General features: G+C 57.5%; 13 protein-coding genes and 1 pseudogene. 8 read left to right on the forward strand and 6 right to left on the reverse strand.

Annotated elements, in window-relative coordinates; translation table 11 throughout:
- Position 1: 1 nt before the first annotated feature.
- Positions 2-1,246, reverse strand: coding sequence for a mechanosensitive ion channel family protein (locus G7090_RS05735; RefSeq protein ID WP_166181790.1), 1,245 nt, complete (start codon positions 1,244-1,246; stop codon positions 2-4).
- Between the two features lie 67 nt (positions 1,247-1,313).
- Positions 1,314-2,750, reverse strand: coding sequence for an MFS transporter (locus G7090_RS05740; RefSeq protein WP_166181791.1), 1,437 nt, complete (start codon positions 2,748-2,750; stop codon positions 1,314-1,316).
- A gap of 107 nt (positions 2,751-2,857) precedes the next feature.
- On the opposite strand from G7090_RS05740, the gene G7090_RS05745 reads away from it, so the two are divergent.
- The 4 genes and pseudogenes from G7090_RS05745 to G7090_RS05760 all read left to right on the forward strand — a co-directional run bounded on the left by G7090_RS05745 (position 2,858) and on the right by G7090_RS05760 (position 5,343).
- Positions 2,858-3,727, forward strand: coding sequence for a helix-turn-helix transcriptional regulator (locus G7090_RS05745; RefSeq protein WP_166181792.1), 870 nt, complete (start codon positions 2,858-2,860; stop codon positions 3,725-3,727).
- Between the two features lie 142 nt (positions 3,728-3,869).
- A pseudogene (locus G7090_RS05750) lies at positions 3,870-4,124 on the forward strand (DUF2157 domain-containing protein); the annotation flags it as partial.
- A gap of 239 nt (positions 4,125-4,363) precedes the next feature.
- Complete coding sequence (locus tag G7090_RS05755; RefSeq protein ID WP_106992247.1) at positions 4,364-4,651, forward strand: helix-turn-helix domain-containing protein; 288 nt, start codon at positions 4,364-4,366, stop codon at positions 4,649-4,651.
- Between the two features lie 89 nt (positions 4,652-4,740).
- The gene (locus G7090_RS05760) at positions 4,741-5,343 is read left to right on the forward strand and encodes a hypothetical protein (RefSeq protein WP_166181793.1); all 603 of its coding nucleotides are present in this window, start codon (positions 4,741-4,743) and stop codon (positions 5,341-5,343) included.
- A gap of 27 nt (positions 5,344-5,370) precedes the next feature.
- Here the strand turns inward: G7090_RS05760 and nfsB are convergent, their stop codons facing one another.
- The 3 genes from nfsB to G7090_RS05775 all read right to left on the reverse strand — a co-directional run bounded on the left by nfsB (position 5,371) and on the right by G7090_RS05775 (position 7,052).
- On the reverse strand, positions 5,371-6,024 hold the full coding sequence (gene nfsB, locus G7090_RS05765; protein ID WP_166181794.1) for an oxygen-insensitive NAD(P)H nitroreductase: 654 nt from the start codon (positions 6,022-6,024) through the stop codon (positions 5,371-5,373).
- Between the two features lie 76 nt (positions 6,025-6,100).
- On the reverse strand, positions 6,101-6,472 hold the full coding sequence (locus tag G7090_RS05770) for an MmcQ/YjbR family DNA-binding protein (RefSeq protein ID WP_166181795.1): 372 nt from the start codon (positions 6,470-6,472) through the stop codon (positions 6,101-6,103).
- Positions 6,462-7,052 (reverse strand): TetR/AcrR family transcriptional regulator, encoded by a 591-nt coding sequence (locus G7090_RS05775; protein ID WP_106992251.1) that lies wholly within the window; start codon positions 7,050-7,052, stop codon positions 6,462-6,464. The genes G7090_RS05770 and G7090_RS05775 overlap by 11 nt, the downstream gene beginning before the upstream one ends.
- Before the next feature lie 190 nt (positions 7,053-7,242).
- Between G7090_RS05775 and G7090_RS05780 the strand changes: the two genes are divergently transcribed.
- The 3 genes from G7090_RS05780 to G7090_RS05790 all read left to right on the forward strand — a co-directional run bounded on the left by G7090_RS05780 (position 7,243) and on the right by G7090_RS05790 (position 10,477).
- Positions 7,243-8,346, forward strand: a complete 1,104-nt coding sequence (locus G7090_RS05780; protein ID WP_166181796.1) for an MBL fold metallo-hydrolase — start codon at positions 7,243-7,245, stop codon at positions 8,344-8,346.
- Positions 8,347-8,378: 32 nt separating this feature from the next.
- A complete protein-coding gene (locus G7090_RS05785; protein ID WP_106992253.1) occupies positions 8,379-8,720 on the forward strand; it encodes a RamA family antibiotic efflux transcriptional regulator in 342 nt (113 codons plus the stop codon).
- Positions 8,721-8,851: 131 nt separating this feature from the next.
- The gene (locus tag G7090_RS05790; RefSeq protein ID WP_166181797.1) at positions 8,852-10,477 is read left to right on the forward strand and encodes an alpha/beta hydrolase-fold protein; all 1,626 of its coding nucleotides are present in this window, start codon (positions 8,852-8,854) and stop codon (positions 10,475-10,477) included.
- On the opposite strand, the gene G7090_RS05795 is transcribed toward G7090_RS05790, so the two are convergent.
- Positions 10,406-10,654, reverse strand: coding sequence for a DUF1158 domain-containing protein (locus G7090_RS05795; RefSeq protein WP_106992256.1), 249 nt, complete (start codon positions 10,652-10,654; stop codon positions 10,406-10,408). The genes G7090_RS05790 and G7090_RS05795 overlap by 72 nt on opposite strands.
- A 497-nt stretch (positions 10,655-11,151) precedes the next feature.
- Here G7090_RS05795 and G7090_RS05800 point away from each other — a divergent pair, with 497 nt between their 5' ends.
- A complete protein-coding gene (locus tag G7090_RS05800; protein ID WP_371811833.1) occupies positions 11,152-13,863 on the forward strand; it encodes a cation-transporting P-type ATPase in 2,712 nt (903 codons plus the stop codon).
- Positions 13,864-13,974: the final 111 nt, after the last annotated feature.

The following is a 13,974-nucleotide window of genomic DNA, read 5'->3' on the forward strand; positions in this document are numbered from 1 at the left end:
GTTATTTCGCCAGGACCCCGGCCAGGGAGCGAATATCGTTTCCGGTCGGCGTCTGGTGAATGCGCAGACCAAATTCATCGATCACCGCGAAGATATGATCGAAAATATCGGCCTGAATCGCCTCATATTCCGACCAGATCACGGTGTTGGTAAACGCATATATTTCAATCGGTAGCCCGTTGGCGTCCGGGGCTAATTGCCGCACCATCAGGGTCATATCCTGACGAATACGCGGATGGTTGCGCAGATATTCATTCAGGTAGGCGCGGAAGGTGCCAATATTGGTCATCTTGCGCAGATTGAGCACCGATTCCCCTTCGCCATTCTCCTGATTCCACAGCGTAATTTCCTCGTGGCGCGTGGCCATATAGGGCTTGAGCAGCTTCGCCTGAATCAGCTGCTGCTGCTCCTGTTCGTCGAGAAAATGGATGCTGGTGGTATCAATATTCAGGCTGCGCTTAATCCGCCGCCCGCCGGAGGCTGACATCCCGCTCCAGTTGATAAAGGCGTCGGAGACCAGCGCCCAGGTCGGAATGGTGGTGATGGTGTTATCAAAGTTCCGCACCTTAACGGTGGTCAGGCCGATATCGGTCACCGTGCCGTTAGCACCATATTTCGGCATCTCCAGCCAGTCGCCGAGCTTGAGCATATCGTTGGCCGAGAGCTGAATTCCCGCCACCAGCCCGAGGATCGGATCTTTAAACACCAGCATTAATACCGCGGCCATCGCGCCGAGGCCGCTAATCAGAATAGCGGGGGACTGGCCGATCAGCAGGGAGATAATAAGAATGCCCACCAGAATGGCGCTCACCAGCTTGATACCCTGGAAGATCCCCTTCAGCGGCAGCTGCGAGGCGGTGGCCATCTTTTGCGACAGGTTGAAAATCACGTCCAGCAGCGAGAAGAACGCCAGCAGGGCGTACACCATCACCCACAGCCTGGCGCAGGTGGTAAGTATTTCCGCCGCGTCGCTGCCTTTTTGCAGCCACAATACCGCCTGAACGTTGACGATTATCCCCTGCAGGGTAAAGGCCAGACGGTGAAATAACTTATTCTGGGTAATGATTTGCAGCCATAAATGGCTGCTGGCCTGGGCGCGTTTCTCGAACGCCCGGAGCACCACTTTGTGCAGAATAAAATGAATAATCAGTGCAGTAAGAAAAATAATGCCAAAAATGATCGCGAGGGAGGTGGTGTGATTAATTTCAATACCTGTCTCTTCGACCAGGGAAATGAACTCCTGCATAACGTCTCCTGTATTAAAGCAGCCGCCATAATGGCGGCTGCGGATCTATTATGCAAATTCGCCAGGCCTATTTTACCGCCTGGCAGGGCTTCACCACCGGCAGGCACAGGCGATGGCGCAGCCGCAGGGTGGCCAGCGCCAGGACGATCATCATGACGGTTTCCACCATCAGGAAGAGGTTAATCGCCTCTGCGTAATCCCCGTGATGGTTGTGCAGGGCGTGGAGCAAAATCGCACCGAAGATCGCCGGGCCGAGGCCGAGCGCCGCCTGTTGCAGGGTGCTGAGAATGGCGCTGGCGGCCCCGGCGTCGTCAGGCTGGATATCGCGCATTCCGATGCGGTAGAAGCTGTTCACAATCAGCGCCTGGCCGTAGCCCACCAGCCCGGTGGCCGGGGCGAGGGTCAGGGCGGTGTTCTCCAGGCCCCAGATGCGGAAGGTAGCGATCAGCGCCAGCAGGCCGCTTATCTGGATCGCCAGCCCGGTAAGCAAAATGGTGCTGGTGCGGTAGCGGGCAATCAGGCGCGGGGCAAACCATGCCGAAACAAAATAGGTCACCCCGAGGGCGATAAAGCTATTGCCGGACTGCCAGGGTGCCATCCCCAGACCGGTCTGCATGGTCAGCGCCATACAGAACATAAACCCGGACCAGACGCTGAAAAAGAGCAGCGCAATCAGCACGCCAAAGCGGATGCTGCCGAGCTGCATTAAGCGCGGCGGGATCAGCGGATGGGCGCCTTCGCGCTCTTTTTTACGCGCATTCAGCGCCATCAAATACGCCAGCGGGACAATGGCAATCAGCGCCGCCTTCAGCGGCCAGGACCAGTGCCACTGCGGCCCCAGCGCCATCGGGAACAGCAGGCAGCAGAGGATCGCCGCCAGTAGCGCGGTGCCCGGCCAGTCGATGCGCGACGGCGTGTCGCGGCGGGTTTCCGGCACGTAGCGACGGCTCAGGGCCAGCACCAGCAGGCAGATCGGCACGTTGATAAAGAAGGCGTTACGCCAGCCCAGCCCGGCGATATCCGCCGACACCAGCCAGCCGCCGCCCATCTGCCCGACGATAAAGGCAATTCCGCCGATGCCGCCAAACAGGCTGATGGCTTTGGCGTGAGCGGTTCCTTTCAGCGTCACGTGCAGGGTGGCGAGAATTTGCGGCATGATCAGCGCCGCCCCCGCGCCCTGAAAGATGCGCGCGGCCAGCAGCTGCTCGATATTCCCCGCCATGCCGCACAGCAGCGAGGCCAGGCCAAAGCTCGCTACGCCCCACATAAACAGACGGCGGCGACCGAGGTTATCTCCCAGCTTGCTGCCGAGCGCCAGGCAGACGGCAAAGGCCACACCGTAAAGGGCGACAATCAGCTCCAGCCCGGTGGCGGTGGCATGCAGCGAGTGGGTGATGGAGTCCAGCGCCACGTTGGTGATTGAGGTATCAATCAGCGGCAGCATCTGGCCGGTTAACAGCAATATCAGGCCTGCCCGGCCCGGTGAAACAACTGACGTATTCATGGTGACTCCATTGCGTCAAACAGCGTAGCGTCGTAGCATCAACCATCTGATAAACGGGTACCAGTTCTTGCTTATACTGGTACTGGCACTACCATGCAGGGGGCACTATGGCGCTAATGTCTGAACCCGTCACCTCACTCCAGGATGACACCCGTAAACAGCTCGGCGCATTTCTACGTGCCCGGCGAGAAAGTCTCGATCCGCAGCGCCTCGGCCTGCCGCGCAGCGGCCGCCGTCGCACGCCAGGTCTGCGTCGTGAAGAGGTCGCCATGCTGGCCGACGTGGGTGTGACCTGGTACACCTGGCTGGAGCAGGGCAGGGACGTCAATCCCTCCAGCACGGTGATGACGGCGGTGGCGAAAGCGCTGCAGTGTACCCCGACCGAAGCCCGACACCTTTTCCTGCTGGCTGGCCTGCCGCCGGGCGAAGCACCCCAGGCGGTGTGCTGCGAGGGGATCAGCGAAGGCACCCGACGTCTGCTCGATACCCTGATGCCGAAACCCGCCAGCATTCAGAAGCCGAACTTCGATATTGTGGCGTGGAACGACAGCTTCGGCCATCTGATGGGCGTTGACTTTAACGCCATCCCGCCGGAAGACCGCAACTGCATCTACCTGTTCCTCACCCATCCGGCGTGGCGCGCCCGGCTGGGCAAGCGCGGCGACGTGCTGCCGATTTTTGTCTCCTACTTCCGCGCGGCGATGGCCGAGCACCGGGGTGACCCGCAATGGGAAGCCAAACTGGCGCGCTTCTTTGCGGTGTCCGGGGAGTTTGAAGCCCTGTGGCACCAGCGTAACGACGTGCGCGGCGTAGAAAACCAGCTGAAACTGTTTACCCATCCCGAGCTGGGGGATTTTCATCTCCAGCAGATGTACTGGTACTCCGCTCCGCGTAATGGCTCGCGCCTGCTGGTTTATCTCCCGGTGGATGACGAGGGCGAGCGCGCGCTGGCGTGGCTAACGGAGCAGGCCAAATGAACGTCACCCGCAAACAGGAACGCCTTCTGCGCCGCGCCCTCGCCGAGTGGCAGCAGGAGGGGGCATTAACTCCCGACGAACATCAGCGTCTGACCGGTAGCTTAAAACGCGTCGCTATGGACTGGCAGCGGCTCAGCCGCTACGCCTTTCCCGCGCGGTGCTGTTGCCGTGGGCGCTGCTGTTTGCCGTGGCGGCGGTGGTCTCTGTTTACATCAGCCTGAAAACCGACGACGGCATGCTGCGCGGTTTTGGCCTGACGTTTCTCGGGATCAACCTCTATACCCGCTACTTCGAATACTTCTGGGACGGGATGAATAAGGTGCTGTTTTTCCTGATCCTGGCGGCGTCGCTGGCGGTAATCGGGCGCTATGCGGAGCGGATCTGGCATGGGGGAAGTGGGTCGAAGGAAGATTTTTGCGAGGAGCTTTCAGGGAATGGATGCGATTTCGGCCTGATCCGGATAAAGCGTGTAAGGTAAATCACGAAAGGAAAAATTAGCCTTTAATGCAAATTGTCTTACATGCTAATATCTTCAGGGATGAAAAAACGTGTTCAGACTCATCGTTCATCAGGCAGTCAGAGAGGAGATCCTCTCGCTAATCCGTCTGGCACTGAAACGACAACAGGAGATGTTGGATGAGCAAGAAGATTATTGACTGGGATGTATTAAGAGCAGAGCTGTTAGGCGATTCAGACGTACAGGCTGCTTTTGATGCCGAAGAACGCAAGGAGCGTCTGCGTGAGATGCTGGCGCAGTGGCGCAAACAGGCCGGGCTTACGCGTGCTCAGGTGGCAGAGCGAATGGGGGTCAGCGCGCCAACGGTATCCCGAATGGAAGCCAATATTACCCGGGCGAGCCTGGATACCTTAACGCGTTATGCGCTGGTGTGCGGCGTTAAGCATCCGCAGATTACGCTTTATTGAGTACAAGTCAACGTTATACAACCCACTGAATTTTCTTCATTTAGATGAGTAACGAAGTGGACTATAATTACGCGATGAGAAACAACCAGATGTCGCCATTGATGATTGATTCTGCTGACTTCAGCCACAAGTTGGGACTCGTCTCCCGAAACGTTGAACATACCGAAGCTTTCCTTGCGCGCGGTACTGCGGATTTTCATCTGCCGGGCTTTGTATTGCCTGTGGGCTACCGTCTTTTAAAATCGCTTTACAGCGACGAGTATCGGATCGTAACCACTGACGAGGGAAAGCCTTACACGGCATATGCCGTTAAGCTGGAATTTCACAACGAGATTACCTTCCCCCACGGTGCTGCCACGCAGGTTATGGTCTGGCGTACCCCGCGTACTCTTCATCAATCTGTGGTGAGCGGTTTTCCGCAATTCTTTTTCCAGTGGCTCCTGAGCGAATACAATGTCGTGGTGTCAGACAGCGAGCAAACCGGGGATGGTCAGCGCTTTTGGCTACGGATGATCGACTGGGCGTTTACCATGAATTATCAGATCAGCGTGGCGGACGGCACGGTAGGGGAAGAGTGGCATTTAACGCCAGTTAATTCATACGCTGAACTGGAAGAGCGCTGGATTACGTTCGCCTGGGGATACGATCGTGATGTGCATCCGCATCGCAGACTGGTTATCAGTAAAAAGTAACGGGCCGCTATTCGCGGCCCGTTTGCATTAGCACTCAGTCACAACCGTGCTCAGCGGCAGGCGTGATTTTGGCAGCGTGGCGTTAAAATCTTCCACGCTGTGATGCCCAACCGGCACCACCACCAGGCTGGTGAAGCCTTTCTCTTTCAGACCAAACTCTTCGTCGAGGACCGCCGCGTCGAAGCCTTCAATCGGCACCGCATCCAGGCCCATGGCGCCCGCGCCCAGCAGGAAGTTGCCGACGTTGAGGTAAACCTGTTTCGCCATCCACTGGTCGTCATCTTTCAGCTCGACGCGGTGCAGATCGGCGAAGAAAGTGCGGCCTTTGTGGTTAGCGGCTTTCGCTTCCGGGGTGGCGAAACGGCCGTCGGCCTCTTCCTGATCCACCACGCGGGTCAGCCATGCATCGTCCATCGCGGTTTTGGCGCAGAAGACCACCACGTGCGAGGCATCCAGCATTTTGCGTTCGTTAAAGACAAAGCCACCGGCTGCGGATTTTGCCACGCGCGCTTTGCCTTCTTCGGTGCTGGCGACGATAAAGTGCCACGGCTGCGAGTTGGTGCTGGACGGGCTGTACTGCAGCAGGGTTTTAATCTGTTCTGCCTGGTCGGCAGTCAGTTTTTTGTTCGGGTCAAAGGCCTTGGTTGAGTGACGCTTCAAGGCAACAGAGATGATATCCATTACGACTCCTGGGGTTCAGTACAAAAGGGAAAATAATACAAAGGGAAGGGGGCAAAGGTAAGGGCATTATGGGCGTTTAACCGCCGGGGCGTAGACGTTTTTGCTCTTTTTTCGGCAGCTTATCCACTACCAGATGCCACGAATCGTTGACCAGATCGGCTATCAGCGCCGGGGTAATATCCTCTGCGGCGTAAATCGAGATCCAGTGCTTTTTATTCAGATGGTAGCCAGGCTCAATTCCCTGATAGATCTGCTGATTGAGCAGCGATTTTTGCGGATCGGATTTCAGGCTGACGTGCAGACGTCCGTGCGCCTTGCCCATTAGCATAAAAATCTTGCCGCTCACCTTAAACACCTCGTATTCCGGGCCAAACGGCCAGCACTGTTCGGTAAACGGCAGTTCCAGCGCCACTTTCTGCGCGCAGGCGGTAAGGGTTTTACTGTCCATGGACATCCTCTTCGGCCAGCGCTCGCCACATGGCTTCAAAACCCAGCGCCTTGATTTCGGTGGCACGCGCCGGTTCGCGGGTGGCGAAGGACATCGTCGTCTCCGCCAGCGACAAAAACAGGGCATCGCCAAACAGACGAAATTCTTCAGACATAAACACCGGACGAATCGAACGACGGCAGAGTTCATGCAGTTCCGGGAACATCTCGTGCACCGCCTGTTCGGTTTCAGCGTTGATCTTCTCGCTCACTCCGAGCTGGCGGATGGCGCCGTGGGCCACCGGGTTGCGGATCCCCCAGTCAATGTAGCTGTTCCAGATATTGCGGGTATGCTCTTTTGGCTGGGTAAGGGCCCTGTCCATATTCGCCAGCATGGTCTGGCACAGATCCTGTTTCAGGTGCAGGTAGAGGGCGTTGAGCAGATCGTCTTTGGTGGCGAAATAGCGAAACAGGGTGCCTTCAGCCACCCCTGCGCTGCGGGCGATTAACGCGGTAGAGGCCGCAATGCCCGACTGGGCAAAAGCGGTAGTTGCCGCGTCCAGCAACGCCAGTTTTTTATCTTCACTTTTCGGACGAGCCACTGCATTTCCTCCAGTTAATGTGCAAAAACCCTGATTGAATCATGCTCTTTGCGGGGCTGCAACGCGGAATGTCAAAGATCTTAAAACGTCTTGACGACTTTCGCATCACTTCTATAATGAGTGCTTACTCACTCATAATCAAGTTTTGCCCGCGCAGGCCATCGGATGGGGCGCGAATTCGGGTCGGGATATGAAAAAGCGTTTTATTATTAGCCTGGTGGTAGTGATGATTATTGCAGCAGCGGCGAGTTTGCCGTTCGTACTGAATGCCGGATTCGGCCAGCCGCCACAGGGTGCGCAGGTGAGTGAGTTTGCCGCCTCGCCGCAGTATCGCGACGGACAGTTCCATAACACCCTGCCCACGCCGGGCTTTACCGGCAACAAGAACATGCTGGCGGCCTGGTGGGATTTTCTGGTGACCAAACGTGAAAACGCGCGTCCGGCCCAGCCGCTGCCGCTGGTAAAAACCGATCTCGCCCAGTTGCCGCTGGATCAGGACACGCTGGTCTGGCTCGGCCACTCCTCATGGTATCTGCAGCTGGCGGGCAAACGTATTCTGATCGATCCGGTGTTCAGCAACTATGCCGCACCCTTCTCCTTCCTTAACAAAGCCTTTGCCGGAGAGTATCCGTGGCATGCTGAAGAGATGCCCGATATCGATCTGCTGATTATCTCCCACGATCACTACGATCATCTTGATTACGCCACCATCAAGGCGCTGCTGCCGAAAGTGAAGCGCGTGGTCACGCCGCTCGGGGTGGGATCGCATCTGCGCTACTGGGGCATGGCGTCGTCCATCATTGAGGAGCGGGACTGGGATCAGTCGGTACGCATCAGCGATGATCTGACCGTACACGTTCTCCCGGCGCGCCATTTCTCCGGCCGCGGACTGAAGCGCAACCAGACGCTGTGGGGCAGCTTTATGTTTGTCACCCCGCAGCAGAAGGTGTTCTACAGCGGCGATTCTGGCTACGGCCCGCACTTTAGCGCCATCGGCGAACAGTTTGGTGCAGTCGATCTGGCGATCATGGAGAACGGACAGTACGACCAGGACTGGAAGTACATTCACATGCAGCCTTCTGAAACGGCGCAGGCCGCCGCAGATCTGAACGCCAGGGCGGTGGTGCCGGGTCACTCCGGGCGCTTTGTACTGGCAAAACATACCTGGAATGACCCGCTGATCAAGCTGTCGCAGGCCAGCAAGGATAAAGCGTATCGCCTGCTGACGCCGGAACTCGGTGAGCCGCTCAGAGTGGATGATGCCACGCAACAATTTCGCGCGTGGTGGGAATAATGTTTAATCGAAGAGCAGAGGGGGAGAGCAACATGACTATTTCCGCTCAGGTTATCGACACCATTGTCGAGTGGATCGACGACAACCTTCATCAGCCGTTGCGGATCGAGGATATCGCCCGTCACGCGGGTTATTCCAAATGGCACCTACAGCGGCTGTTTATGCAATATAAAGGCGAGAGTCTGGGGCGGTACATTCGGGAACGTAAGCTGCGGCTGGCGGCGAGGGATCTGCTTGAATCGGACGAAAAGGTCTACGACATTTGTCTGCGCTACGGTTTTGACTCCCAGCAAACCTTTACCCGCGTCTTCACCCGCACCTTTAACCAGCCGCCTGGCGCTTATCGCAAGGATAACCACAGCCGGGCGCATTAAACGCATCAAACCTGTAGCCCGTTGGCGCTGCGCTTACCGGGCCTGCAAAACCGCCAATTCCTCTAATGATATTGAAAATTATTACCATTTGCATTAGCGTTGGTAACAAATTTCGTCGGGGACACGCGGTAATGAAGAGGGTATGGAGTGGGTTGTTATTAGGAATCGGCGCGCTGCCTGCGATGGCGGCGACCTGTGAACATTCTTCCCTTCAGGGAGACGTACAGGGGAAGTTTGATGCCAGCGGCGAAGTCTGTTTTTCACTGCCGCCGCTGGACGAGAATTACGTTTCCGCCACGCTGAACGGCATAACGGATGCCCGCCTGCTGGACGAACAAAACCGAAAGATTCGCACCCTGGTTGAAAAGGGTCCTGCCGATGGGGAACACACGCTGCTCTTTGCCCTGCCCGTGAAGCAAAACACCTCGCTGGTGCTGCAGGGGGAGGAGGGCAAAGCCTGGCGTTTTCAGTGGCGGATGAAAGAGACCACTGCCTTACCGCGGGTGCAAATGCTGGAGCCGGAAAGCCCGACGCTGCAGGTGCTGGCAAAAACGGTTGCTGCCGGTGGAAGTACGGATGCGTTCTGGCAGGCGCAGCGTCAGCAGGGCACGCCGATGGTGGAGCCGGTGGATGCCAGCCATAAGCGTGTCACCTTCCTGTGGCGCGGCGCGCGGGATAACGTCTTTATTCTGGGCTCTCCGGCGGGCGATCACGATCCGCTGTTCCGCCTCGGTAAGAGCGACGTCTGGTTTCGCAGCTACGTGGTCCCCGCCGACACGGTGATGCAGTATAAACTCGCGCCGGATGTGCCGCTGATTGACGGCTCTCCTCGCGATCAGCGACGGGCGATCCTCGTAAGCGCCCAGGCCGATCCGCTCAATCCAAACACCTTTGGTGAACAGAAGGCGGATCGCTGGAACCGCTTTTCTCTGCTCGATCTCAGCCCGGCACGTTACTGCTCGGCGCAGGCCGCAGCCCAGCCGCTGGTGAGCGGCACGCTGACCCGCCAGATGGTTAACAGCACAATCCTTGGCAATGCGCGTGAAGTGATGATCTACAAACCGCGCACTGCCCAGCCCGCGCGCTGGACGTTAATTCTCTTCGATGGGCAAATCTATCAGGACGACTACCATTTCGCTAACGTGCTGGATGGCCTGATTGCCCGCCATCACCTGCCGCCCGTCAACCTGGTGTTTATCGACAGCCTCGATCACGCCCGACGCAGTAAAGAGCTACCGCCGAACCCGGATTTCGCCGACTTTATGGCCCATGAACTGCTCCCGTGGTTGCGCGGGCAGGGGATGGCGATGCAGCGGCAGAAAACGGTGCTGGCGGGTTCAAGCTACGGAGGCATAGCCTCCTCATGGGTGGCGTTGCGCTATCCGCGGCTGTTTGGCAACGTGCTAAGTCTTTCTGGCTCGTACTGGTGGGCGCCGAAAGGTGAAGCGTCCGGCTGGCTGACGCGTCAGTATCAGCAGTCTCCACCGTATCCGGTCCGCTTCTGGCTGCAGGCCGGTAAGTTTGAAACCACGGGGCCAGGGGGCGGGATCTACCGCACCACGAAGGATTTCGAAAAGGTTTTGCAGGAGAAAGGCTATCGCGTCAGCTTCCACCCGTCGTCAAGCGGCCACGACTACGCGGCCTGGTGTGAAGCGCTGATCCACGGGATGCGTGATTTCACCGGCTTACGACGCCCGGGAAAACCAGCGGCGCCAGACGAAGCGCAGGATAAAGAACTCCACGGCGCCGAGCAGTAAAAACCACAGGCAGAAGATAATGGTGTAGAGCTGGTTGAGATCCATCAGATGGAAGGTGCTCATCAGTTTCTGCGCCACCACCAGCCCCAGGGAAGGGGCAGGCAGCAGCAGAACGGAGAGAAAGGCCATCAACAAGATGCCGCCTGCCGTTAACAGCGATTCCAGTGGGTGTTTCATAATTATGTTAATCGTCAGTTAAAAATAACATTGTCACGGATAGGGCTTCGTAAAGCAATATCAACCGCAACGCGCGCGGGCGATAAATAATCGCCCATTAATTCGCTGATATTTTCCCGACAGGTGTCCGCTAATTCAACTAATCTGGATTAACGTAAATTATTGTCACCCTCCGGCAAATAATTTTACGAAGGTATATGTGCTATATCCAATTAACGTCGCAATAACAATGGCAACGATAATATATAACGCCAGGCGACGCCCGCGATAAATCCCAAACATGCTTACCTCTCGTTTAGTTTCGGTTTAGAAATAATTTGTAAAAATCACTCTATTGAAATGAAACGTTATCTGTTTAATGCCATCGACAGAAATAATAGTGCGTTAAATTAATTGTCCTGACAACCCATTAAATTAACGCCCGACGATTTATAAAAGCAGACATGGAATTCAGGCTTTTGCTCACCGCAAATTGAAGGAGCTGAAATATGACCAAAATGCATCATACCCACACGCCCCGGTCCAACCCGGGCCACGCACCGACGCAGGCTTATCAGCAGACCGTCGAACAGACCCTTGAGGCACAGCGCAGCACCGCTGCCGGCCTGAGCCGCACCGAGGCGCAGGCGCGCCTGCAGCAGCATGGCCCGAATGCCCTGCCGGAAAAAAAAGCCAGACCAGCATGGCTGCGTTTTCTGGCCCATTTTAACGACGTCTTAATTTACGTCCTGCTGGCCGCCGCGGTATTAACTGCCATTATGGGCCACTGGGTCGATACGCTGGTGATTCTGGGTGTGGCGGTGATTAATGCCTTAATTGGTCATATTCAGGAGAGCAACGCCGAGAAATCACTGAGCAGTATCCGAAATATGCTCGCCAGTGATGCGCGCGTTATTCGTGAGGGCGTTCACGAAACAATACCGACAACTGAAATAGTTCCCGGGGATATTATTGTATTGCGCGCCGGGGATCGTATTCCGGCAGATATGCGGGTCATTGAAGCGCATAATTTACGCGTGGAAGAGGCGATCCTGACCGGTGAATCCACGGTGGTCGATAAACATATTCAGCCCTTAACCGGAGAATTAACCCTCGGCGACCGCACCAATCTGCTGTTTTCCGGCACCACCGTTAGCGCAGGCGGCGGCATGGGCGTGGTGATTGCCACTGGCCAGGAGACCGAACTGGGCCACATCAACCAGATGATGGCCGGCATTGAAAAGCACCGCACCCCGCTGCTGGTGCAGATGGACAAACTCGGCAAAGCCATCTTCGGCCTGATCATGGCGATGATGGTCGCGCTGTTTATCTTCAGCCTGCTGCTGCGCGATATGCCGATTGGCGAGCTGCTGCTGTCGTTAATCAGCCTGGCAGTGGCCGCGGTACCGGAAGGTCTGCCAGCCATTATCTCGATTATCCTGTCGCTGGGCGTGCAGGCGATGGCGCGTAAGCGGGCGATTATCCGCAAACTGCCTACCGTAGAAACGCTCGGAGCGATGACCGTGGTCTGCTCGGATAAAACCGGCACCCTGACCATGAACGAAATGACTGTCAAAGCGATTATCACCGCCGACAGCTGCTATCGCGTCGGGGGTGACAGCTATGCTCCGGAAGGCAATATCTGCCTTGAAGGCAGCGACGAGCCGGTGCAGATCCAGCCGGGCACCGTGCTGGAGCAGTATCTGCGCACCGTCGACCTGTGTAACGACAGCCAGATGATTCAGGACGAGCGCGGCCTGTGGGGCATCACCGGTGGGCCGACCGAAGGCGCGCTGAAGGTGCTGGCGGCAAAAGCCCACCTTGCGCCGGTCATTACCACGCTTATCAATAAGATCCCGTTCGACTCGCAGTACAAGTACATGAGCACCCACTACCAGATCGGCAGTGAGGAGCAGATCCTGATCACCGGCGCGCCGGACGTGCTTTTCGCCCTCTGCTCGCAGCAGCAGACCCGTCACGGGGCCGAAGCCTTTAACCGCGCGTACTGGGAAGCGGAGATGGAGCGTTATGCCCGCCAGGGGCTGCGCATGGTGGCTGCGGCGTTCAAACCGGCCAACGGCGAGCAGTCGCTGACTCACGACGATCTCAGCCACGGCCTGATCTTCCTCGGCATCGCCGGGATGATGGACCCGCCACGCCCGGAGGCAATCGACGCTATTCACGCCTGCCAGCAGGCGGGGATCCGCGTGAAGATGATCACTGGAGATCACCCCCAGACCGCGATGAGCATCGGCCAGATGCTGGGGATCACCAACAGCGCCCAGGCGGTAACCGGCTATCAGCTGGAGCATATGGATGATACTGAGCTGGCAAAAGCGGCGGTGGAGTACGACATCTTCGCCCGCACCAGCCCGGAGCATAAGCTGCGTCTGGTGCAGGCCTTGCAGGAGCAGGGCGAGATCGTCGGCATGACCGGCGACGGTGTGAACGACGCTCCGGCCCTGCGCCAGGCGGACGTGGGTATCGCCATGGGTATCAAGGGCACCGAAGTGACCAAAGAGGCCGCCGACATGGTGCTGACGGACGATAACTTCGCCACCATCGCCAGCGCGGTGAAAGAGGGGCGTCGCGTCTACGACAACCTGAAGAAAACCATTCTGTTCATCATGCCGACCAACCTCGCGCAGGGGCTGCTGATTGTGATTGCCCTGCTGGCGGGGAACATCATTCCGCTGACGCCGGTGCTGATTTTGTGGATGAACATGGCCACCTCCGCCACGCTCTCCTTCGGCCTCGCCTTTGAAGCCGCCGAGCGCAACATCATGCGTCGTCCGCCGCGTCAGACCGGTCAGCACGTCATGGATGCCTATGCCGTCTGGCGCGTGGCCTTCGTCGGGACCCTGATTGCCGTCGCCGCCTTTGCGCTGGAAGCCTGGCTGGCCCCGCGCGGCCACAGCGCGGAGTTCATCCGTACCGTGCTGCTGCAGATGCTGGTCTGCGCCCAGTGGGTCTACATGATTAACTGCCGCAACACCGAAGGCTTCTCCCTCAACCGCGGCCTGCTGGCGAACAAAGGGATCTGGCTGGTAACGGGCGTGCTGCTCCTGCTGCAGCTGGCGATTATCTACCTGCCGTTTATGCAGATGCTGTTCGGCACCGAAGCCCTGCCGCTGCGCTACTGGGGTGTCACCCTGGGGATCGCGAGCGCGATGTTCTTCATTGTCGAAATCGAGAAGCGACTGACCCGCAGGTTCCGTAAGGCTGCATAACAAAAACCTTACCCCTCACCCTAACCCTCTCCCCATAGGGGAGAGGGGATCGCCCGGTTTTCTCCCTCGCCCCTTTGGGGAGAGGGCCGGGGTGAGGGGACAAACACCGAG

This window comes from Leclercia sp. 29361 (assembly GCF_011290365.1).
Lineage (GTDB): Bacteria > Pseudomonadota > Gammaproteobacteria > Enterobacterales > Enterobacteriaceae > Enterobacter > Enterobacter tamurae.